General features: G+C 59.4%; 21 protein-coding genes. 10 read left to right on the top strand and 11 right to left on the bottom strand.

The window, feature by feature from the left end; all coding sequences use genetic code 11:
* Positions 1-11 precede the first annotated feature (11 nt).
* Entirely contained in the window at positions 12-389 is a 378-nt protein-coding gene (locus ACJTMZ_RS09500) for a DUF4440 domain-containing protein (RefSeq protein ID WP_015571707.1), read from the bottom strand.
* On the bottom strand, positions 386-1588 hold the full coding sequence (locus ACJTMZ_RS09495) for an MFS transporter (RefSeq protein ID WP_047365786.1): 1203 nt from the start codon (positions 1586-1588) through the stop codon (positions 386-388). The genes ACJTMZ_RS09500 and ACJTMZ_RS09495 overlap by 4 nt, the downstream gene beginning before the upstream one ends.
* A 109-nt stretch (positions 1589-1697) precedes the next feature.
* Between ACJTMZ_RS09495 and ACJTMZ_RS09490 the strand changes: the two genes are divergently transcribed.
* The gene (locus ACJTMZ_RS09490) at positions 1698-2585 is read left to right on the top strand and encodes a LysR family transcriptional regulator (RefSeq protein ID WP_047055856.1); all 888 of its coding nucleotides are present in this window, start codon (positions 1698-1700) and stop codon (positions 2583-2585) included.
* Here the strand turns inward: ACJTMZ_RS09490 and ACJTMZ_RS09485 are convergent.
* Entirely contained in the window at positions 2582-2989 is a 408-nt protein-coding gene (locus tag ACJTMZ_RS09485; protein WP_015571704.1) for a MarR family winged helix-turn-helix transcriptional regulator, read from the bottom strand. The two genes, ACJTMZ_RS09490 and ACJTMZ_RS09485, sit on opposite strands and share 4 nt — an antisense overlap.
* A 173-nt stretch (positions 2990-3162) precedes the next feature.
* Here ACJTMZ_RS09485 and ACJTMZ_RS09480 point away from each other — a divergent pair, with 173 nt between their 5' ends.
* Genes ACJTMZ_RS09480 through ACJTMZ_RS09470 form a run of 3 tightly spaced genes read left to right on the top strand, consistent with a single transcriptional unit; the run spans position 3163 to position 5414 of the window.
* Entirely contained in the window at positions 3163-3765 is a 603-nt protein-coding gene (locus tag ACJTMZ_RS09480) for a non-oxidative hydroxyarylic acid decarboxylases subunit B (RefSeq protein WP_003862111.1), read from the top strand.
* Positions 3755-5182, top strand: a complete 1428-nt coding sequence (locus ACJTMZ_RS09475) for a non-oxidative hydroxyarylic acid decarboxylases subunit C (RefSeq protein WP_032649307.1) — start codon at positions 3755-3757, stop codon at positions 5180-5182. Before ACJTMZ_RS09480 ends, ACJTMZ_RS09475 begins: the two co-directional genes overlap by 11 nt.
* A gap of 10 nt (positions 5183-5192) precedes the next feature.
* Positions 5193-5414 carry a non-oxidative hydroxyarylic acid decarboxylases subunit D gene (locus ACJTMZ_RS09470; protein WP_003862116.1) on the top strand — a complete coding sequence of 74 codons (222 nt, stop codon included), beginning with the start codon at positions 5193-5195 and terminating at the stop codon, positions 5412-5414.
* A 140-nt stretch (positions 5415-5554) separates the two neighbouring features.
* On the opposite strand, the gene mutS is transcribed toward ACJTMZ_RS09470, so the two are convergent.
* Both mutS and ACJTMZ_RS09460 read right to left on the bottom strand, forming a co-directional pair.
* Positions 5555-8116 carry a DNA mismatch repair protein MutS gene (mutS, locus tag ACJTMZ_RS09465; protein ID WP_017382809.1) on the bottom strand — a complete coding sequence of 854 codons (2562 nt, stop codon included), beginning with the start codon at positions 8114-8116 and terminating at the stop codon, positions 5555-5557.
* Between the two features lie 113 nt (positions 8117-8229).
* Complete coding sequence (locus ACJTMZ_RS09460; RefSeq protein ID WP_017692767.1) at positions 8230-8460, bottom strand: SymE family type I addiction module toxin; 231 nt, start codon at positions 8458-8460, stop codon at positions 8230-8232.
* A gap of 175 nt (positions 8461-8635) precedes the next feature.
* Between ACJTMZ_RS09460 and ACJTMZ_RS09455 the strand changes: the two genes are divergently transcribed.
* Positions 8636-8980 (top strand): nitrous oxide-stimulated promoter family protein, encoded by a 345-nt coding sequence (locus ACJTMZ_RS09455; protein ID WP_022649174.1) that lies wholly within the window; start codon positions 8636-8638, stop codon positions 8978-8980.
* A 61-nt stretch (positions 8981-9041) separates the two neighbouring features.
* Here ACJTMZ_RS09455 and flhA read toward each other — a convergent pair whose 3' ends face one another.
* The 6 genes from flhA to hypA all read right to left on the bottom strand — a co-directional run bounded on the left by flhA (position 9042) and on the right by hypA (position 14789).
* On the bottom strand, positions 9042-11114 hold the full coding sequence (gene flhA, locus ACJTMZ_RS09450; protein WP_062939375.1) for a formate hydrogenlyase transcriptional activator FlhA: 2073 nt from the start codon (positions 11112-11114) through the stop codon (positions 9042-9044).
* A 62-nt stretch (positions 11115-11176) separates the two neighbouring features.
* Entirely contained in the window at positions 11177-12187 is a 1011-nt protein-coding gene (gene hypE, locus ACJTMZ_RS09445; protein WP_045907394.1) for a hydrogenase expression/formation protein HypE, read from the bottom strand.
* Positions 12184-13305 (bottom strand): hydrogenase formation protein HypD, encoded by a 1122-nt coding sequence (gene hypD / locus ACJTMZ_RS09440; protein WP_017692769.1) that lies wholly within the window; start codon positions 13303-13305, stop codon positions 12184-12186. Before hypD ends, hypE begins: the two co-directional genes overlap by 4 nt.
* Positions 13306-13308: 3 nt before the next feature.
* A complete protein-coding gene (locus tag ACJTMZ_RS09435) occupies positions 13309-13581 on the bottom strand; it encodes a HypC/HybG/HupF family hydrogenase formation chaperone (protein ID WP_045141992.1) in 273 nt (90 codons plus the stop codon).
* The gene (hypB, locus tag ACJTMZ_RS09430; protein ID WP_032671926.1) at positions 13572-14435 is read right to left on the bottom strand and encodes a hydrogenase nickel incorporation protein HypB; all 864 of its coding nucleotides are present in this window, start codon (positions 14433-14435) and stop codon (positions 13572-13574) included. Before hypB ends, ACJTMZ_RS09435 begins: the two co-directional genes overlap by 10 nt.
* A 3-nt stretch (positions 14436-14438) precedes the next feature.
* Positions 14439-14789 (bottom strand): hydrogenase maturation nickel metallochaperone HypA, encoded by a 351-nt coding sequence (gene hypA, locus ACJTMZ_RS09425; protein WP_017692771.1) that lies wholly within the window; start codon positions 14787-14789, stop codon positions 14439-14441.
* A 210-nt stretch (positions 14790-14999) separates the two neighbouring features.
* On the opposite strand from hypA, the gene hycA reads away from it, so the two are divergent.
* The 5 genes from hycA to hycE all read left to right on the top strand — a co-directional run bounded on the left by hycA (position 15000) and on the right by hycE (position 20607).
* Positions 15000-15464 carry a formate hydrogenlyase regulator HycA gene (gene hycA, locus ACJTMZ_RS09420; protein WP_017382804.1) on the top strand — a complete coding sequence of 155 codons (465 nt, stop codon included), beginning with the start codon at positions 15000-15002 and terminating at the stop codon, positions 15462-15464.
* A 73-nt stretch (positions 15465-15537) separates the two neighbouring features.
* Positions 15538-16146: a 4Fe-4S dicluster domain-containing protein gene (locus tag ACJTMZ_RS09415; RefSeq protein ID WP_017382803.1), complete on the top strand. Its 609-nt coding sequence runs from the start codon at positions 15538-15540 to the stop codon at positions 16144-16146.
* A complete protein-coding gene (gene hycC, locus ACJTMZ_RS09410; RefSeq protein WP_100134652.1) occupies positions 16143-17957 on the top strand; it encodes a formate hydrogenlyase subunit 3 in 1815 nt (604 codons plus the stop codon). Before ACJTMZ_RS09415 ends, hycC begins: the two co-directional genes overlap by 4 nt.
* A gap of 1 nt (position 17958) precedes the next feature.
* Positions 17959-18882: a respiratory chain complex I subunit 1 family protein gene (locus tag ACJTMZ_RS09405; protein WP_017382801.1), complete on the top strand. Its 924-nt coding sequence runs from the start codon at positions 17959-17961 to the stop codon at positions 18880-18882.
* 15 nt (positions 18883-18897) lie between these two features.
* Positions 18898-20607 (top strand): formate hydrogenlyase subunit HycE, encoded by a 1710-nt coding sequence (hycE, locus tag ACJTMZ_RS09400; RefSeq protein ID WP_032660327.1) that lies wholly within the window; start codon positions 18898-18900, stop codon positions 20605-20607.
* Positions 20608-20611 lie beyond the last annotated feature (4 nt).

Genomic DNA, 20611 nt, shown 5'->3' with positions numbered 1-20611 from the left:
TTTTTTATGCCTTACGGCTGCGCCGTTTCGTGCAGCAAACGCCAGGTGATGTTATCCCCTTCCTGATTAAGCACTGCGGTTGACCAGCGCACGTTGACGGGCTGGCCTGGCCGGGTTTGCGTCTCCCGGTAATGGAGCACTGCGCCGTTGTCCCATGTCTGAAGCGTTGTTAACGCATCAATGTCGATCCTGAGCCCCGGTCGGGTTCCCCGCTGCGCATATAAAAATTGGGCAAGCGCGTGATGATCTAAAGGGTTGCCACTCGGTGGAACCATCAGAAAATCCGGACGGAAACGGGCGAGCAGGGCGTCCCGATCGCCTTCGCCTGCACCTAACCAGTTTTCAAGGGCGACGTGAATGTCGAGGATCTCTTGTTCGAAATGGGTCATGGTTGCTCCTGTTGCAGTTGCGCAAGTAACTGCGTGTTGTTAAGACGGTAGACGTACAGTACGGGCAGCAGGGTGATGACAGCGGCAAAAACAAACATCCCGTGCCAGGCGGCCAGCGGTGCGAGATAATCCTGCATGAAGCTCAGCGCCTGCGCCAGCAGCAGAGCGCCCGCAAAAAAGCTCAACTGACGATTCAGATTCCATAGCGCGCTGGCATCGGGCATATCTTCCGGTCGCATCGTCAAAAACGCGCTGCTCTGAGCCGTACTGCTGCAAAGGCTTCCCCCCGCGCCCATCAACGCAAACGCAACGGCAGGTAGCAGCATTGCCGGGCCGACGTTAACTAAAAGCAGAATGCCCGTCGCCTGCAAAAGGCAACCGATGACCACCAGAGGCCGGGGGCCGATACGGTTGAAATAGCGTCCTGTCGCGGTGATAGCCAAAAACGAAGCCACAGACCACGGCAGCATAAGCATGCCCGTTGCGGCGGGTGTCATATTGGCCTCGCTCTGGAGGTAATACATGCCCGTTACGTTCACGCCAATAAAGATGCCGGGTACGCACACATAGATAAGCATGGATAAACGCAACAGCGGATCCGTCAGCAAAGACAGGTTTACTGTTCTGGTGGGGGTTATCGGCGACGGTTCTGTTTTAAGCCACGCGCAGGCCAAAGCAAAGGTGACAATGGCGACGGGGAGGGTGGCAAAAAATATCCAGCGCCAGCTGAATGTCTGAACCAGCATGCCGCCCACAGCCGGTGAGCAGGCGGGGGCAAGCAGCGCGACCAGCATCACCGCCGAGGAGAGTCTGGCCCGCTCATAAGGCTTAAACTGTTGCCAGGTCAGCGCCTGACCAACCGGGATCAGTAAACCCCCTCCGGCACCCTGTACGACTCGCCAGGCAATCAGACTTTCCAGCGAAGAGGAGAGACCCGCCGCAACGGAGGCCGCGCTAAAGAGAAGCAGTGAGAGCAGGATAACGCGTTTCGGCCCGACGCGGCGCGTCAGGATACTGCTGAAAGGGATGACTAACGTCAGTCCGGCAATGTATCCGTTACTTACCCAGGTAAGCGCGGAAGGTGTGGTATTGAAAGCGCGAGCCATCGCCGGAAAGGCGACGCTGGCAATAAACATGTTTATCAAATCAAGGAAAAAGCCGAGCAGAAAGACGACGGCGATTTTGCTGCGATACGTCATGGAAGTTCCTCCGGTGAGGTGGCGTATCGTATCGGCCCGCGCGTTACGGATAAACGCGACAAAGCACGATATACTGTCAACATTATTTTGACAGTTAACCAGGCAAGCGATGCTTAATTTACAGCGTACGGCGATGTTTATCGCCGTAGCGGACACCGGCAGTTTCACCGCCGCGGCGGAGGCGATGGGGCTGACAAAAGCGGTGGTCAGCTTTCATATTCGTCAGCTTGAAGAGGAGCTGGGCGTCACCCTGTTGCTGCGAACCACCCGACGCCTGACGCTGACCGAAGCGGGGAAGCTCTTTCATCAACGAAGCGTGATGCTGTTACGGGATGCAGAGCGATTGCAGGATGATGTTCGCGCCAACCACGCCGGGCTGACGGGAGAACTGCGGATCACCACCACGCCCGAATATGGCTCGCAGGTGGTGGTGCCTTTGCTGGCTGAATTTAGCCAGCTGCACCCGGACCTCCGCGTGCGGCATGTCTCGTCCTCTTTGCATGCCGATCTTATCGCCGAGCGCTTCGATGTCGCTATCCGGCTCGGCACGCTTGCAGATTCGCGCTACCACGCCGCGTTGATGACCTCCTTCACCATCCTGCCCGTGGCAACGCCAGGCTGGCTGGCAAACCATCCGGTTAACTCGCTGGAGCAGCTGGCGGAAGCGGACTGGATCATTCACGAGCGTTTAACCTCGCCGCTGCGCTGGCAGATGAGAGGCGTTGATGGGCAGCCGGTTTCCTTTGAGATCAAGAAAGCGCCGCGCCTGTATGCAGACAGCGCCCAGGCGCTGATGGCTTTTGTCCTCGCGGGATGTGGAGTGGCGCTGCTGCCGGAGTGGCTGGTGCGAAACGCACTGGATGCAGGGGAACTGGTCTCGCTGTTACCGGCGTACACGTTCGCTCAGCAGGGCATCTATGCCGTTTATCCTGATGCCCGGCATGTGCCCGCGAAAGTGCGAACATTTATTGATTTTATGCGCGTCAGGGTTACTTAATCCTGCATCATCTTTTTAATGAGCGCTGAAAATTGCTCTCGTTCCGCGCCGTTAAGGCGCCCTAAAAACGCCTCATCCACCTCATTTCCAATCGGTTTACTGCTCTCAAGCAGGGCCTCACCTTCGGCCGTCAGAAAGACAAACCGACGGCGCTTGTCCGCCGGATCGTGCTCGCGCCTGACCAGGCCGCGTGCTTCCATGCGGCTCAGCATTTCTGCCAGCGTCGCTTTGGTGCTCACCGCGACTTCAGTCAGGGCAACCTGCTCAATGCCAGGATTTTCAGCAATTGACCGCATCACCGCATACTGTGGCTTTGTCAGTTCGGGCAATGCGTGCTGCCACTGGGCGGTATGCTGTTGAAAAAGCTGACGTAGCAGGTGAAAAGCTTCTTGTCTTAACTCCATGGACACTCCGACGGAAAAATACTCCCTCTATGATAGCCGCTCTCGGGCTGAATTTTAACGCGAGAGTTTTTTAGCGATTAGTGTGATCGTATACGAACGATCTTGTCAGCAGCAGGATCAAGGCGTAGTTTAATTAATATGTTCGTATACGAACAAACTTATTGAGGTGCTGAATGAGATTGATTGTGGGAATGACGGGCGCAACGGGTGCGCCATTAGGCGTGGCGTTGTTGCAGGCGCTGCGGGAAATGCCGGAGGTGGAAACGCATCTGGTGATGTCGAAGTGGGCAAAAACCACGATTGAGCTGGAAACGCCCTTCACTGCGCATGACGTTGCTGCCCTGGCGGATGTCGTCCATAGCCCGGCCGATCAGGCTGCCACCATCTCCTCCGGCTCGTTTCGCACCGACGGCATGATCGTCATCCCGTGCAGCATGAAAACGCTGGCGGGTATCCGCGCGGGCTACGCCGAAGGGCTGGTAGGGCGTGCGGCAGACGTGGTGCTGAAAGAGGGACGCAAGCTGGTGCTGGTTCCCCGTGAGACGCCGCTCAGCACCATCCATCTCGAGAACATGCTTGCCCTTTCCCGCATGGGCGTGGCGATGGTGCCGCCTATGCCTGCGTACTACAACCACCCGCAAACCGCCGATGACATTACCCAGCATATCGTGACCCGCGTTCTCGACCAGTTCGGTCTGGAGCATAAAAAAGCCCGACGCTGGGAAGGTTTGCAGGCAGCGAAACATTTTTCACAGGAGAATAAAGATGGCATTTGATGATTTGAGAAGCTTCTTGCAGGCGCTCGATGAGCAAGGGCAGCTGCTGAAAATTGAGGAAGAGGTAAACGCTGAGCCGGATTTAGCGGCGGCCGCCAACGCTACCGGGCGGATTGGCGATGGCGCGCCTGCGCTGTGGTTCGATAATATTCGCGGTTTCACCGATGCCCGTGTGGTGATGAACACTATCGGCTCGTGGCAAAACCACGCTATTTCGATGGGGCTGCCGGCGAATACCTCGGTGAAAAAACAGATCGACGAGTTTATTCGTCGCTGGGACAAATTTCCCGTCGCGCCAGAGCGTCGTGCAAACCCGGCCTGGGCGCAGAACACGGTGGACGGGGAAGACATTAACCTGTTCGACATTCTGCCGCTGTTCCGCCTGAACGACGGTGACGGGGGCTTTTATCTCGATAAAGCATGCGTTGTCTCCCGCGATCCGCTCGACCCCGATCACTTCGGCAAGCAGAACGTCGGGATCTATCGTATGGAAGTGAAGGGCAAGCGTAAGCTCGGCCTGCAACCGGTGCCGATGCACGATATTGCGTTGCATCTGCATAAGGCAGAAGAGCGCGGCGAAGACCTGCCAATTGCCATTACGCTGGGTAACGATCCGATCATCACCCTGATGGGCGCCACGCCGCTGAAATACGATCAATCCGAGTATGAAATGGCCGGTGCGCTACGTGAAAGCCCGTATCCGATTGCGACGGCTCCGCTGACCGGTTTCGATGTGCCGTGGGGGTCGGAAGTGATCCTGGAAGGGGTGATTGAAGGCCGGAAACGTGAAATTGAAGGGCCCTTCGGTGAGTTTACCGGTCACTACTCCGGCGGGCGCAACATGACGGTTGTGCGTATCGACAAAGTTTCTTACCGCACTAAACCGATTTTCGAATCTCTCTACCTGGGCATGCCGTGGACCGAGATTGATTATCTGATGGGGCCCGCCACCTGCGTACCGCTCTATCAGCAGCTGAAGGCGGAATTCCCGGAAGTGCAGGCGGTAAACGCCATGTACACCCACGGTCTGCTGGCGATTATCTCCACTAAAAAGCGTTACGGCGGTTTTGCCCGTGCGGTCGGGCTCCGCGCCATGACTACGCCACACGGTCTGGGTTACGTGAAGATGGTGATTATGGTGGATGAAGATGTCGATCCGTTTAACCTGCCGCAGGTGATGTGGGCGCTGTCATCGAAGGTCAATCCGGCAGGCGATCTGGTGCAGCTACCGAATATGTCTGTGCTCGAGCTTGACCCCGGCTCCAGCCCGGCGGGGATCACTGACAAGCTGATCATTGATGCCACCACCCCTGTTGCCCCGGACAACCGTGGTCACTACAGCCAGCCGGTACAGGATCTCCCTGAAACCAAAGCCTGGGCCGAAAAACTGACCGCGATGCTGGCGGCACGTCAATAAGGAGGAAAAAATGATTTGTCCACGTTGTGCCGATGAACATATTGAAGTGATGGCAACATCACCGGTGAAAGGTGTCTGGACGGTATACCAGTGTCAGCACTGTCTGTATACCTGGCGCGATACCGAACCGCTGCGCCGTACCAGCCGCGAGCATTACCCGGAAGCGTTCCGCATGACGCAGAAGGATATTGATGAGGCGCCGCAGGTGCCGACGATCCCGCCGCTGCTGTAAAAAAAGCCCGGTGGCGGCTGCGCTTACCGGGCGATAATATTGTGCGGTCCTTTGCCCGGTGGCGCTACGCTTACCGGGCCTACGGGTTTTGTAGGCCGGGTAAGGCGAAGCCGCCACTCGGCAAAAAAGACCGCAGAGAACTAAACCAGACTCTTCAACCGATAAATCCACTCCAGCGCCTGTCGCGGCGTCAGGGAATCCGGGTCGAGATTTTCCAGCGCTTCCACGGCCGGAGAGGTCTCTTCCGGGACCGCCAGCAGTGACATCTGCGTACCATCTATCTGCGTCGCCGCCGCATTCGGTGACAAACTTTCCAGCTCACGCAGTTTCTGACGCGCGCGCTTGATCACCTCTTTCGGCACGCCCGCCAGCGCCGCGACGGCCAGGCCATAACTCTTGCTTGCCGCGCCGTCCTGCACCGTGTGCATAAAGGCGATGGTGTCGCCGTGCTCAAGCGCATCAAGGTGGACGTTAGCCACGCCTTCCATTTTCTCTGGCAGCTGTGTCAGTTCGAAATAGTGCGTTGCGAACAGCGTCAGCGCCTTGATTTTATTTGCCAGACTTTCCGCGCACGCCCAGGCCAGGGACAGGCCGTCATAGGTGGAGGTACCGCGTCCTACTTCGTCCATCAACACCAGACTGTTCTCTGTCGCGTTATGCAGAATGTTGGCGGTTTCGGTCATCTCGACCATAAATGTAGAGCGACCGCTCGCCAGATCGTCCGCCGCACCCACACGGGTGAAGATACGGTCGATAGGGCCAATCTCAACCTTCTGCGCCGGAACGTAGCTGCCGATGTAGGCGAGCAGCGCGATAAGGGCTGTCTGGCGCATATAGGTGCTTTTACCGCCCATGTTGGGGCCGGTAATGATCAGCATTCTTCGCTGCGGTGACAGGTTCAACGGGTTGGCAATAAACGGTTCGTTCAGCACCTGCTCAACCACCGGGTGGCGGCCTTCGGTAATGCGAATGCCGGGTTTGTCAGTAAAGGTCGGACAGGTGTAATTCAGCGTATCGGCGCGCTCGGCCAGGTTTACCAGGACATCCAGCTCGGCCAGCGCAGCGGCGCTCAGTTGCAGGTCAGCCAGGTGCGGCATCAGGATGTCGAACAGCTCGTCATACAGCTGTTTCTCCAGCGCCAGCGCTTTACCTTTCGACGTGAGCACTTTGTCTTCGTACTCTTTCAGCTCGGGAATAATGTAGCGCTCGGCATTTTTCAGCGTCTGGCGGCGAACGTAGTGAATAGGTGCCAGGTGGCTCTGCCCACGGCTGATCTGGATATAGTAACCGTGTACCGCGTTGTAGCCGACTTTCAGGGTGTCGAGCCCCAGACGTTCACGCTCGCGGATTTCCAGCTTATCCAGATAATCCGTCGCGCCATCGGCCAGCGCACGCCATTCGTCCAGCTCTTCGTTATAACCTGGAGCAATAACCCCGCCATCCCGCACCAGAACAGGCGGCGCATCAATGATGGCGCGTTCCAGCAGTTCGCGAAGCTCGGTAAATTCGCCCATGGTTTCGCGCAGCTTCTGCACTGGCGCGCTGTCGATCTCTCCCAGCTGGGCGCGCAGTTCCGGCAACTGCTGGAACGCGTGGCGCATACGGGCGAGATCGCGTGGACGCGCGGTGCGCAGTGCCAGGCGCGCCAGGATACGCTCAAGATCACCCACCTGACGCAGCACCGGCTGCAAGTCGGTGTAACGATCCTGCAATGCGGCAATGGTTTGCTGGCGGCCGATCAGCGTGTCGGTATTGCGGATCGGCATATGCAGCCAGCGTTTGAGCATACGGCTGCCCATGGGGGTAACCGTGCTGTCGAGAACCGACGCCAGCGTATTTTCCATGCCGCCAGCGAGATTCTGAGTGATCTCCAGGTTGCGGCGGGTGGCGGCATCCATGATGATGCTGTCCTGCTGACGCTCCATGGTAATGGAACGGATATGGGGCAGGGCGGTACGCTGCGTATCCTTAACGTACTGCAACAGGCAGCCTGCTGCGCACAGCCCGCGCGGGGCGTTTTCTACGCCAAAGCCAATCAAATCGCGCGTGCCAAATTGCAGGTTCAACTGCTGGCGCGCGGTATCAATTTCGAACTCCCACAGTGGGCGACGACGCAGGCCGCGGCGACCTTCAATCAGCGCCGTCTCGGCGAAATCCTCTGCATAAAGCAGTTCTGCCGGATTGGTGCGCTGTAGTTCAGCCGCCATGGTTTCACGGTCAGCCGGTTCACTCAGGCGAAAACGACCGGAGCTGATATCCAGCGTGGCGTAGCCAAACCCTTTACTGTCCTGCCAGATCGCCGCCAGCAGGTTATCCTGGCGCTCCTGAAGCAGGGCCTCATCGCTGATGGTTCCCGGCGTGACGATGCGCACGACCTTGCGCTCAACGGGGCCTTTCGACGTGGCCGGGTCGCCAATTTGTTCGCAGATAGCGACAGACTCACCCTGGTTCACCAGCTTCGCCAGATAGTTTTCAACCGCGTGATGCGGGATACCCGCCATCGGGATGGGCTCGCCTGCCGACGCGCCACGTTTCGTCAGGGAAATGTCGAGCAGCTGAGACGCACGTTTCGCATCGTCATAAAAAAGCTCGTAAAAATCGCCCATACGGTAAAACAGCAAAATTTCCGGATGCTGTGCCTTCAGCTTCAGGTACTGCTGCATCATTGGCGTATGCGCGTCGAAATTGTCGATTGTGCTCATGGAGTTATGATATCCATTTCTTTGAAAATATTACGCTTTGAGCGGCTCAATGGCCGATTGTTCCTTCTATTGTCGCATGAAAAAAAGGTGCGGCGCAGAAAAAAGTCACGACTTTACGAGGCATCTTCCACCATTAATTCAATGATGATTTTCCCGTGCTCGACGCCCACCCGAACCTGCGAGTTGGTGGTAAATCCCGCTTGCTCAAGCCAGTCGCCTTTCAGGCTCAGCGCTGCGTGTACGCTGTAGCGTTTTGGAATTTTCGTTTTACGGTCTTCATGACGTTTTCTGAAGTAACCCACTTTCAAGTGACGATAGGGTTTGGCGATCGCGATCTCTTGCATAAGCTCTCCGGTGAATGCGGTCAAAGGTGGTTATTTATGCCTGTATAAAATACCAGTAAAACGCAGCGGGGGGCGGGGTAATTCTGGAAGGGCGCTTCAGAAAATGGAATGCAATGACTGAAAATGTGCGGATAAAAGGGTATTATAAATGCACTTTATTGTTGAGGACGACGTTATGTCCGGTAAACGTATTTCACGAGAAAAAAAGACGATCGCCAGAATGATCGCCCTGTACGAAAACAGGTGTCCGCACGCCATAAAAGAAGAGGGGCACTATTCGGCGCTCAAGGCTTATGCCGATAAGCGGCTGGATAAATGCGTGTTTGGTGAGGAAAAACCTGCCTGCAAACAGTGCCCTGTGCACTGTTATCAGCCCGCCCGACGGGAAGAGATGAAGCAGGTGATGCGCTGGGCAGGGCCACGTATGTTATGGCGCCATCCGATTCTGACCATCCGTCATCTGATCGACGATCGCCGTCCGGTTCCGGAATTACCCGAAAAGTATCGGCCCAAAAAATAACCGGCTCCGCGCCGCAGTGGGCGACAAATTACGCGCAGGGCGACGTCGCCGGAATGACGGGTTAATTCAGGCTCTCTTTATCGATTCCCAGACGCTTCATGCGCGAGAGCAGGGTGGTACGCTTCAGCCCCAGCCGTTGCGCCGCACCTTTCGGTCCGGCCACTACGCCGTTGGTCTCCTTCAGCACTCGCATAATGCGCTGATATTCATCTTCTCCCTCTTTCGCAGGCTCGGTTGCGGTCACGGTCGTTTCAGAGAGAGTAACCTCTGGCAGAGAGAGCTGGAGCACGTTCCCGCGCGTCAGCAGGACCGCGCGCTCGATGACGTTTTCCAGCTCGCGCACGTTCCCCGGCCACTCCATCGCCGAGAGTGTGCGTAGCGTTTCGGCAGGAATACTGTCGATATTTCGCCCCATCCGGCGGGCAATCTTCGCGGTAAAGGCTTTCACCAGCAGCGGAATATCTTCCGGGCGCTCGCGCAGCGGCGGCAGGCAGATCGGGAAGACGTTCAGGCGATAGTAAAGATCGCTGCGAAACTCGCGGTCGGCGACCATTTTTTTCAGATCGCGATTGGTGGCGGCAATCAGACGCACGTCGGTCTGGATCAGCTTGTTGCTGCCGAGGCGCTCGAACTCCTGCTCCTGCAAAACGCGCAGCAGCTTGGGCTGAAGCTCCAGCGGCATATCGCCCACTTCGTCGAGGAACAACGAGCTTTTATCCGCCAGTTCAAAACGGCCCAGCCGCTGGCTGCTGGCGCCGGTAAAGGCGCCACGCTCGTGGCCGAACAGGTCGCTTTCCAGTAAGCCCGCAGGCATCGCCGCGCAGTTCATCTTCACCATCCGGCGGCTGTTGCGGTTGCTCAGGTTGTGGATCGCCCGGGCAATCAGCTCTTTCCCGGTACCGGTTTCACCGAGGATCAGCACCGTGCTGTCGCTCTGCGCCACCATTTCCACCTGCTTAAGGACGCTGTACATGGCATCGCTGCGTCCGATGATTTCGCCAAACTCGCTGTCCACGTTGTTGAGCTGCTCGGTCAGCGCCAGGTTTTCGTCCACCAGCCGCTCCTTCAGGCGGTGGATCTCCTGATAGGCGAGGGCGTTATCCAGCGCAATGGAGATACGCTCGGCGATCTGGCGCAGCAGCTTCAGGTTGGCGGTGGTAAATACGGCCTCATCGCACTGCGCCAGTTTAAGCACGCCGAGCATGGTGTTGCCGGACATCAACGGCAGCAGGCACAGGGTCTGGATCTTGTTGCCCCAGGTGTTGAACAACATCCGCTCGTAGGGGGCTACCGGATCCTGTTCATTGAGATTGAGCAGCAGGATCTCTTTGCTTTTAAATACCCGCTCGGACAGCGTTCCCGCTTCGTCCACTTCGCTCTGCTCGTGCGCCGGGTTGGCTTCATCAAGGTAGTGGGTGGAGTAGATGTTCAGCTTGCCTTTCCGGTTGCCGCGTAGCGCAATGCTGATGGCATCGATTTTAAAATAGTGATGGATCTCTTTTGACACTTCGCTGACCAACTCATCCATGTCCAGGCGGGAGAGCACGGCGTTGGTGATGGCAACCAGAATGCGGAAGTTATCGCGCTCGCGGCTCAGCAGGTCGTAGTCCACGTTATTGGTGACGCGGCTTTGGATCTGCTCCGCGACAACGGCCACAATCTGGGTAAAGGTGTGCAGGCGTTCGTACTCCGCCTCGCTCCAGGGCTGGTCGGTATCACGGATAAACTCGCAGCCGCCAAAAATTTGCCCTTCCACCGCCAGCGGCAGCATGCTGTAGTGGCCGAACGGGTGGTAAAGATTGCTCTCTGCCAGCTTCGGCCAGGCCTGGCGAAACTGGTCAAAATTGCAGTGCAGCGCTTCCGGGCGGGAGAGAATACGCCGCACCGGACCGTGGGCCAGAAACGTTTCATCTTCATATTCGAAGATTTTGCCGTTATCACGCGTTGAGAAATAACTCGCGCGGTGGGTTGCGCTATGCCAGAGCACAATGGCGGCGCTGTCCGCCAGCGCTGATTGCCTGACCAGCCGCGTCAGGGCATCGCTCAGCGCGCCGAGATCGGGCTGTTGTAAAAGTGTGCGCGTGATGTCAAACAGGCCCTGCTGTCCAAGATCGCTCATCGGTGTATACGGCATTGTTGCTTTCCAATAGAAACTGGCAAAAAGAGAAATTCAGCGCTGACCGCTTTTGGCGCGGTCTAGCAAATTCGGGGTAACGGTTCAGCGTGCGGCAGATCCAGCGTGCGCTTCACGCCGTAAAGCCCGGTCAGGCGCACCCCTTTGCGCTCAACCACGTCGCCGATGATGGCCGCGTCTTTCCCTAAAGGATGCGTGCGCAGCTGTGCAAGTACGGCTTCCGCCGCCGCGCGTTCCACGCCGATCACCAGCTTGCCCTCATTGGCAAAGTTAAGCGGGTCTAGACCTAGTAGCTCGCACAGCCCGCGCACGGCGGGCTTAACGGGCAGGCCGCGCTCGGTCAGCTCAATCCCGCAGCCGCAGCTTGCCGCGAACTCGTGCACCACGGCATTCACGCCGCCCCGCGTGGCGTCGCGCAGGGCTTTTACGCCCGGCATGTCGCGCAGCGTCTGGATCAGCGGCGTGAGTACCGCGCAGTCACTGCGCAGCTCGCCATCCAGCCCCAGGCCTTCGCGCAGGTTCAGGATGGTTGCCCCGTGGCAGCCCAGCGTGCCGCTGACAATCAGCACGTCGCCTGCGCAAAGCTGCTGCGCGCCCCAGTGAATGTCGGCAGGGATCGCGCCCATCCCGGCTGTGTTGATGAAGAGCTTATCCGCCGCGCCGCGCTGCACCACCTTGGTATCCCCGGTGACGATGGCGATCCCCGCCTCGCGGGCGGTGTGCGCCATGCTGTTGACCACCGCCGTGAGCGTCTCCATTGGTAACCCTTCTTCGAGGATAAACCCGCAGGAGAGGTAGCGGGGGATCGCGCCGCTGACGGCGACGTCGTTTGCCGTGCCGCAGACGGCGAGCTTGCCGATATCGCCTCCCGGGAAGAACAGCGGGTCAATCACGTAGCTGTCGGTAGAGAACGCCAGCCTGTCACCGTGGGCGGTCAGGGCCGCGAGGTCAATACGCGCCTGATCTTCCTGCTCGGCGAGCCAGGGGTTATTAAAGGCTTCCATAAACAGCCGGTTAATCAGCTGCTGCATCGCCTGTCCACCGCTTCCGTGCGCCATTTCCACCGTGTTCATGCTTCACACTCCTGGTTGCGATAGTGATACCACGCGGCGCATGCCCCTTCGGAAGAGACCATCAGCGCGCCAAACGCGGTTTGCGGGTTACAGGCGTTGCCAAATAACGGGCAGTGATGAGGTTTGCATTTGCCGGTGAGTACGTCGCCACAGCGGGCGCGGGGATCGTCGCACACCTGCTGCGGCTGCGGGCGGAAATGCGCTTCGGCGTCGAAGGCGCGATACGCGGGCGTCAGGTGTACGCCGGATTCGGCAATCAGCCCCAGTCCGCGCCACTCGCTGTCGCCTTCGACGCTAAACACGTCGGCTATGGCCTGCTGTGCCCGTCTGTTACCTGCATCGGGCACCACGCGACGATACTGATTTTCCACCGCACTCAGGGCCGCTATTTTCTGCTCAACCAGCATGGTCACGCCTTGCAGTAGATCAAGTGGCTCGAAACCAGCCACCACTAACGGACGATTGTACTGTTCAGCGATAAAACCGTAGGCTTCTGTGCCGATCACCATGCTGACGTGGCCCGGCGCCAGAAACGCGTCGATACCGTTATCCGGCGCTTCAAGCAGGCTGCGCAGCGTGGGAATAAGCGTGATGTGCTGGCAGAAAAAGTAAAAGTTAGTGACGTTGCGGGCTTTCGCCTGCTGGAGGGTAATGGCGGTGGCGGGCATGGTGGTTTCAAAACCCAGCCCGAAAAAGACGACCTTACGCTCAGGATTAGCCATCGCCAGCGTCAGGGCATCCATCGGTGAGTAGACGATCCGCACGTCCGCGCCGCGCGCCTTCGCCTGGAGCAGCGAGCCATTTTTTCCCGGAACACGCATGGCGTCGCCAAAGGTGCAAAAAATCACACCGGGGCGGCTGGCGATGTCGATACAGCTGTCGATGCGCCCCATCGGCAGCACGCACACCGGGCAGCCGGGGCCGTGGATAAACTCGATGTTCTCCGGCAGCAGCTGGTCGAGGCCAAATTTAAAGATGGCGTGGGTGTGTCCGCCGCACACCTCCATGATCCGCAGCGGTTTTTCTTTCGTGTAGTCCAGCAGCGAGGCGCGGGTTTTCAGGCGATCGATAAGCTGCAACACCTGCTCCGGCGCGCGATATTCATCAACGTAACGCATGTGTTATCGCTCCTCGCCATACAGCAGGGCGCCCACGTCCGGCTCGACGTCAAACATATTCTGTAGCGCATCCAGCGTGTCGCGGGCTTCTTCCTCATTAATCACGCTCATGGCAAAACCCACGTGGACCAGCACCCACTGGCCTAGACGCGTTGCGCCGGTCTCATCGTGGCTGCCTACCAGCGTCAGGTCGACATCGCGCAGGATGCCGCAGACCTCCACTTTGGCCTGATTGCCGTCGATGGAATGAATTTGTCCGGGGACGCCTATGCACATCGTTCGTTCTCCAGCCAGTTCAGCCAGGCGTCCATCCCGTCGCCGCGCGTGGCGGAAACCAGCAGGATCTCAATGTCCGGGTTCACTTCCCGGGCGTAAGCCAGGCACTTATCCACGTCGAAATTCAGGTACGGCAGCAGGTCGACCTTGTTCAGCAGCATGAGGGAGGCGGCGGCAAACATATGCGGATATTTCAGCGGCTTGTCTTCCCCTTCGGTCACGGAGAGCACCGCCACTTTATGCCGCTCGCCGAGGTCGAAGCTTGCCGGGCAGACCAGGTTGCCGACGTTTTCAATAAACAGGATACCGTTATCCGCCAGCGGCAGGCGCGGGGCGGCGTCGGCAATCATCTGCGCGTCCAGGTGGCACCCTTTCCCGGTGTTGACCTGAATCGCAGGCGTACCGGTTTCGCGGATGCGCGCGGCGTCGTTTACCGTTTGCTGGTCGCCTTCGATTACGGCGCAGGAGACGTGTTCGTTCAGACGTTTAAGGGTTTCGGTCAGCAGCGTGGTTTTACCGGAGCCGGGGCTGGAGACCAGGTTCAGCACCAGCTGTTCGCGCGCGGCAAAGCGGGCGCGATTGCGGGCGGCGAGCTGGTTATTCTTGTCCAGCACGTTGATCTCCACCTCCAGCATCTGGCGCTGGCTGATGCCCGGCGCGTGCGTACCCGCTTCGCCATGGCCGTAATGGAGGTCGCCCGCGTCGGAACGCTGCGGGGCAAAGGTGATGCCGGTCAGGGCCGCCGCGGGACGCGGGGCAGGAGAAAAGGGCGCGGAGCGAAACGCGGAGTGGGGACGGTGTTCATCCCCTTCTATATACAGGTTGCCTTCAGCGCAACCGCAGGTACTACACATACATTACTCCTTCTCGATTTCGAGGCGTTGGATCTGCATACCGTCATCCGCCACGATGCGCAGCCCGCTGCTCTGGCACTGCGGACAGCGCTGTACCTTCGATGACAGCAGCGTGACGTACTGCTGACACTGCTCGCACCAGCACTCCGCCTGCTGCTCGTCGATATGCAGCGCGCACCCTTCCGCCAGCGTGCCGCGGCACACCAGCTCAAAACAGAAGGTGAGGGCGCTGGTCTCGACGCAGGAAAACGCCCCGACCTTCAGCCAGACGCCGGTGACGCGTTTCGCGTGGTTTTGCACTGCCTGCTGTTCGATAAGTTCCAGTGCCCGCTGGCAGAGGGTGATTTCGTGCATGACGCCTCCTTAATGAATTGCCCCTTCAATGCAATAACGGTGCCAGCTTGATTTGCGTTACGGCGTGACGATGTCAACGCTGTCGAAATGACACGTCGACACTGCGGCGGTGACAGTGCACATCTCTTTAAAATCCATTTAAATCAACAGATTAAAAACTGGCACGAAATCTGCTTAACAGCCGCTAACTCCATTAACCGGATACCTTTTATGACTATTTGGGAAATTAGCGAAAAAGCGGATTACATCGCGCAACGTCATCAGCAGCTCCAGGAGCAATGGCACCTGTACTGCAATTCACTGATCCAGGGGATCACGCTGTCGAAGGCCCATCTGCATCACGCCATGAGCTGTGCGGCGCAGGGGGATATGCGTTTTGTTCTGTTCGGTCACTTTACGATTTACGTCACCCTGGCGGAGACCTTCAACAGCCACACGATTGAGTACTACGTCGAGACGAAAGAGGGCGACAGGCACTGCATCGCCCGGGCGCAGCTGATGGCGGACGGTATGGTGGACGGTCACGTCAGCAACCGCGATCGCCAGCAGGTGCTGGAGCACTATCTGGAGAAAATCGCGCCGGTTTATAACGGCCTCTACGCCGCCGTTGAGCACGATCGGCCAGTCAACCTGAAACAGCTGATCGACGGAAAATCCTCCGCGAACGTGGCCTGAAAAACGAGTGTCGAGAAGTGTCGATAAGACAGTTTTTTTTCGTCAAAAATGACCATCACCAGAGGATGACCCGGTGAACCGTTTTGTAATTGCTGACTCGACGGTCTGTATTGGCTGTCGGACCTGTGAGGCGGCGTGTTCGGAAACGCACCGCCTGCACGGGCTACAGTCCATGCCGCGCCTGCGCGTCATGCGTAATGAGAAAGAGTCTGCCCCGCAGCTCTGTCACCACTGTGAAGACGCCCCGTGCGCGGGCGTCTGTCCTGTCAATGCCATCACCCGCGTTGACGGCGCGGTACAGCTGAACGAAAGCCTGTGCGTGAGCTGCAAGCTGTGCGGCATCGCCTGTCCGTTCGGCGCCATTGAGTTTTCAGGCAGCCGTCCGCTGCATATTCCGGCGAATGCTAATACTGCGAAAGCGCCGCCTGCGCCACCGGCTCCGGCACGCGTGAGTACGCTGCTGGACTGGGTGCCGGGCATTCGCGCCGTTGCGGTGAAGTGCGATCTGTGCAGCTTCGATGAGCAGGGTCCGGCCTGCGTGCGGACCTGCCCGACCCGGGCGCTGGTCCTGGTCAACATCCGCGACATCGCTCGCACCAGCAAACGCAAGCGCGAGCTGACCATCAATACCGACGTCGGCGATCTTTCGCTGCTGCGGGCGCTTAACGAGGGGGCGAAATGAACGCGATAGTTATGATGACCAGCGGTGTGGCCTGGTTTGCCGCCGCCGCTGTCCTGGCGCTGCTTCTCTCCTTCCATAAAACGCTGAGCGGCGTGATCGCCGGTATCGGCGGGGCGGTCGGCAGCCTGATGACGCTGGCGGCGGGCGGGGTTGTCCTGATCGACGGCCAGTCTGTTGACACCCTCATCCCGCTGATTCACCACGCCGTTGAGCTTACGCCGCTGAACGCCATCTGGCTGATAACCTTTGGCCTGTGCGGACTGTTTATCAGCCTGTTTAATATCGACTGGCACCGACATCAGCACACCAAAGCCAACGGCCTGCTGGTTAACCTGTTGATGGCCGCCGCGGTCTGTACCGTTATCGCCAGCAACCTCGGCGCGCTGGTGGTGATGGCAGAAATCATGGCCCTGTGCGGCGTGTTCCTGACCGGATGCAGCGCCTCCGGCAAGCTGTGGTTTGCGCTCGGACGTCTCGGTACGCTGCTGCTGGCGCTGGCCTGCTGGCTGGTGTGGCAGCGTTTCGGCACGCTGGATTTTGCCGCGCTTAACGGTCAGCCGCTGGGCAACGACGTCTGGCTGTTGGGCGTAGTCGGTTTTGGCCTGCTGGCCGGGATTATCCCGCTGCACGGCTGGGTGCCGCAGGCGCATGCCAATGCCTCAGCCCCGGCCGCTGCGCTGTTCTCCACCGTGGTGATGAAGGTCGGTCTGTTCGGCATCCTGATGATAACCCTGACGGGCGGTCAGCCGCCGCTGTGGTGGGGCGTGGCGCTGCTGATTGCGGGGATGATCACCGCGTTCGTCGGCGGGCTGTACGCGCTGATGGAGCACAACATCCAGCGTCTGCTGGCGTACCACACCCTGGAGAACATCGGGATTATCCTGCTCGGCATGGGCGCGGGCGTCACCGGGCTGGCGCTCAACCAGCCGGCGCTGATTGCCGCCGGGTTTATTGGCGGTCTGTATCACCTTATCAACCACAGTCTGTTTAAAAGCACCCTGTTCCTCGGTGCGGGTAGCGTCTGGTTCCGCACCGGGCACCGCGATATTGAAAAGCTCGGCGGGATTGGCAAAAAAATGCCCGTCATTTCGCTGGCGATGCTGGTCGGGCTGATGGCGATGGCTGCGCTGCCGCCGCTGAACGGCTTTGCCGGCGAGTGGGTGATTTATCAGTCCTTCTTCGCCCTCGGCCAGAGCGAGGCGTTTATCGGGCGTTTACTCGGCCCGCTGCTGGCGGTGGGCCTGGCGATCACCGGCGCGCTGGCGGTGATGTGTATGGCGAAGGTTTACGGCGTCACCTTCCTGGGCGCACCGCGTACGCGTGAGGCTGAGAACGCCTGCTGCGCACCGCTACTGATGGGCGTAAGCGTGGTCGCACTGGCGGTGTGCTGCATCGCGGGTGGGGTTGCCGCGCCGTGGCTGCTGCCGCTGCTGGGCCACGCCATTCCGCTGCCGCTGGTCACGGCGCATACCGTCGTTTCCCAGCCGATGATGGCGCTGCTGCTGATTGCCGCGCCGCTCCTGCCGTTCGTGCTGATGCTGTTCTTCAGACGCGACCGTCTCGCCTCCCGCTCGCGCGGCGCGGCGTGGGCCTGCGGCTACGAACACGAGCAGTCGATGGTCATCACCGCCCACGGTTTCGCTATGCCGGTGAAGGAGAACTTCGCCGCCGTGCTGAAGCTGCGCCACTGGCTGAACCCGGTGGGCTGGGTGCCGGGCTGGCAGGGTGCCGCCGTGCCCGTGCTGTTCCGCCGCCTGGCGCTGATCGAGCTGGCGGTGCTGGTGGTGATTGTCATTTCACGAGGAGCCTGACATGAGTCTGTTACTGGCAATTCTTCAGGCGCTGGTGCTGTTCGCCGCCGCGCCGCTGCTGTCGGGCATCACGCGCGTGGCGCGCGCCCGGCTGCACAACCGTCGCGGGCCTGGCGTGCTCCAGGAGTACCGCGATCTCTTCAAACTGCTTTCCCGTCAGAGCGTCGCGCCGGACGCCGCAGGCTGGGTGTTCCGCCTGACGCCGTTTGTGATGGTGGGCGTGATGCTGACCATCGCCACCGCGCTGCCGGTGGTGACGGTGGGCTCGCCGCTGCCGGTGCTGGGCGATCTGATTACGCTGATCTACCTCTTCGCCATCGCGCGTTTCTTCTTTGCGATTGCGGGTCTGGATACCGGCAGCCCGTTTACGGGTATCGGCGCCAGCCGCGAGGCGATGCTCGGCGTGCTGGTTGAGCCAATTCTGCTGCTGGGGCTGTGGGTCGCCGCGCAGGTTGCAGGCTCGACCCATATCAGTTTTATCACCGACACCGTTTACCACTGGCCGGTTTCACGTTCTCTCCCGCTGGTGCTGGCGCTCTGCGCCTGCGCGTTCGCCACCTTTATCGAGATGGGCAAGTTGCCGTTCGATCTCGCGGAAGCGGAGCAGGAATTACAGGAGGGGCCGCTCACCGAATACAGCGGCTACGGCTTTGCGGTGCTGAAGTGGGGCATCAGCCTCAAGCAGCTGGTGGTGTTGCAGATGTTCGTCGGCGTTTTCTTCCCGTGGGGGCAGATGACGCACTTCTCTGCGGGCGGCCTGCTGCTGGCCGTGGTGGTGGCTGTGCTCAAGCTGCTTATCGGCGTGCTGGTGATTGCCCTGTTTGAAAACAGCATGGCGCGCCTGCGTTTTGTTGAAACGTCACGCATCACCTGGGCCGGTTTTGGTTTTGCATTTTTAGCGTTCGTCTCCTTGCTGGTGGCGTGATTAAAGAGAGTGTTTATGTCTGAAGAAAAGAAAGGTCAGCAGTATCTCGCCGCATTGCATCAGGCTTTCCCGGGCGTGGTGCTGGAGGAGTCCTGGCAAACCAAAGACCAGATCACCGTCACCATTAAGGTGAACTATCTGCCGGAAGTGGTGGAGTTTCTCTATTACCAGCAGGGCGGCTGGCTGTCAGTGCTGTTCGGCAACGACGAGCGTCAGCTGTGTGGCAACTATGCGGTGTACTACGTGATGTCGATGGAGCAGGGGGAGAAGTGCTGGCTCACCGTGCGCGTCGAAGTCGACCCGAACAAGCCGGAATACCCCTCCGTCACGCCGCGCGTGCCTGCCGCCGTCTGGGGCGAGCGCGAAGTGCGTGACATGTATGGTCTGGTGCCGGTTGGCCTGCCTGACGAGCGTCGCCTGGTGCTGCCAGACGACTGGCCGGATGAACTCTATCCGCTGCGCAAGGACAGCATGGACTACCGCCAGCGCCCGGCCCCGACCACCGACAGCGAAACCTACGAGTTCATCAACGAGCTGGGCAGCAAGAAGAATAACGTGGTGCCGATTGGCCCGCTGCACGTTACCTCCGACGAACCGGGCCACTTCCGCCTGTTCGTCGACGGCGAGAACATTATCGACGCCGACTACCGCCTGTTCTACGTCCACCGCGGCATGGAGAAGCTGGCGGAGACCCGCATGGGCTACAACGAAGTCACGTTCCTCTCTGACCGCGTGTGCGGCATCTGCGGCTTTGCCCACAGCACCGCCTACACCACCTCGGTGGAAAACGGCATGGGGATCGTGGTGCCGGAACGCGCGCAGATGATCCGCGCCATTCTGCTGGAGGTGGAGCGCCTGCACTCGCACCTGCTCAACCTCGGCCTGGCCTGCCACTTCGTCGGCTTTGACTCCGGGTTTATGCAGTTCTTCCGCGTGCGCGAGGCGTCGATGAAGATGGCGGAGATCCTTACCGGGGCGCGTAAAACCTACGGCCTGAACCTGATCGGCGGGATCCGCCGCGACCTGCTGAAAGACGACATGATCCAGACCCGCCAGCTGGCGCAGCAGATGCGGCGGGACGTGCAGGAGCTGGTGGACATGCTGCTCAGCACGCCAAACATCGAGCAGCGCACCGTGGGCATCGGCCGTCTTGACCCGGAAATCGCCCGCGACTTCAGTAACGTTGGTCCGATGGTGCGCGCCAGCGGCCACGCCCGCGATACCCGCGCCGATCACCCGTTCGTCGGCTACGGCCTGCTGCCGATGACCGTGCACAGCGAGCAGGGCTGCGACGTCATCTCCCGTCTGAAGGTGCGCATCAACGAGGTATTCACCGCGCTGAACATGATCGACTACGGCCTCGATAATCTGCCGGGCGGCCCGCTGATGGTGGAAGGCTTCACTTACATTCCAAACCGCTTTGCCCTCGGCTTTGCCGAAGCGCCGCGCGGGGACGATATCCACTGGAGCATGACCGGCGACAACCAGAAGCTCTACCGCTGGCGCTGCCGCGCGGCGACCTACGCCAACTGGCCAACCCTGCGCTACATGCTGCGCGGCAATACGGTCTCTGACGCGCCGCTGATCATCGGCAGCCTCGACCCGTGCTACTCCTGCACCGACCGCATGACCGTCGTGGACGTGCGCAAGAAGAAAAGCCAGGTGGTGCCGTACAAAGAGCTTGAGCGCTACAGCATCGAGCGTAAGAACTCGCCGCTGAAATAAGGAT

Origin of the sequence: Enterobacter sp. DN (assembly GCF_046054285.1) — a bacterium.
Classification (GTDB): Bacteria; Pseudomonadota; Gammaproteobacteria; order Enterobacterales; family Enterobacteriaceae; genus Enterobacter; species Enterobacter hormaechei_C.
Note: the sequence above shows the minus strand (reverse complement) of the source record. Positions and strands in the feature narration are given on the sequence as shown.

Bases quoted from the DNA above. Each gene is read 5' to 3' on its own strand.
- ACJTMZ_RS09500 (WP_015571707.1), bottom strand. From the start codon at position 389: ATGACCCATTTCGAACAAGAGATCCTCGACATTCACGTCGCCCTTGAA.
- ACJTMZ_RS09495 (WP_047365786.1), bottom strand. From the start codon at position 1,588: ATGACGTATCGCAGCAAAATCGCCGTCGTCTTTCTGCTCGGCTTTTTC.
- ACJTMZ_RS09490 (WP_047055856.1), top strand. From the start codon at position 1,698: ATGCTTAATTTACAGCGTACGGCGATGTTTATCGCCGTAGCGGACACC.
- ACJTMZ_RS09485 (WP_015571704.1), bottom strand. From the start codon at position 2,989: ATGGAGTTAAGACAAGAAGCTTTTCACCTGCTACGTCAGCTTTTTCAA.
- ACJTMZ_RS09480 (WP_003862111.1), top strand. From the start codon at position 3,163: ATGAGATTGATTGTGGGAATGACGGGCGCAACGGGTGCGCCATTAGGC.
- ACJTMZ_RS09475 (WP_032649307.1), top strand. From the start codon at position 3,755: ATGGCATTTGATGATTTGAGAAGCTTCTTGCAGGCGCTCGATGAGCAA.
- ACJTMZ_RS09470 (WP_003862116.1), top strand. From the start codon at position 5,193: ATGATTTGTCCACGTTGTGCCGATGAACATATTGAAGTGATGGCAACA.
- mutS (WP_017382809.1), bottom strand. From the start codon at position 8,116: ATGAGCACAATCGACAATTTCGACGCGCATACGCCAATGATGCAGCAG.
- ACJTMZ_RS09460 (WP_017692767.1), bottom strand. From the start codon at position 8,460: ATGCAAGAGATCGCGATCGCCAAACCCTATCGTCACTTGAAAGTGGGT.
- ACJTMZ_RS09455 (WP_022649174.1), top strand. From the start codon at position 8,636: ATGTCCGGTAAACGTATTTCACGAGAAAAAAAGACGATCGCCAGAATG.
- flhA (WP_062939375.1), bottom strand. From the start codon at position 11,114: ATGCCGTATACACCGATGAGCGATCTTGGACAGCAGGGCCTGTTTGAC.
- hypE (WP_045907394.1), bottom strand. From the start codon at position 12,187: ATGAACACGGTGGAAATGGCGCACGGAAGCGGTGGACAGGCGATGCAG.
- hypD (WP_017692769.1), bottom strand. From the start codon at position 13,305: ATGCGTTACGTTGATGAATATCGCGCGCCGGAGCAGGTGTTGCAGCTT.
- ACJTMZ_RS09435 (WP_045141992.1), bottom strand. From the start codon at position 13,581: ATGTGCATAGGCGTCCCCGGACAAATTCATTCCATCGACGGCAATCAG.
- hypB (WP_032671926.1), bottom strand. From the start codon at position 14,435: ATGTGTAGTACCTGCGGTTGCGCTGAAGGCAACCTGTATATAGAAGGG.
- hypA (WP_017692771.1), bottom strand. From the start codon at position 14,789: ATGCACGAAATCACCCTCTGCCAGCGGGCACTGGAACTTATCGAACAG.
- hycA (WP_017382804.1), top strand. From the start codon at position 15,000: ATGACTATTTGGGAAATTAGCGAAAAAGCGGATTACATCGCGCAACGT.
- hycC (WP_100134652.1), top strand. From the start codon at position 16,143: ATGAACGCGATAGTTATGATGACCAGCGGTGTGGCCTGGTTTGCCGCC.
- ACJTMZ_RS09405 (WP_017382801.1), top strand. From the start codon at position 17,959: ATGAGTCTGTTACTGGCAATTCTTCAGGCGCTGGTGCTGTTCGCCGCC.
- hycE (WP_032660327.1), top strand. From the start codon at position 18,898: ATGTCTGAAGAAAAGAAAGGTCAGCAGTATCTCGCCGCATTGCATCAG.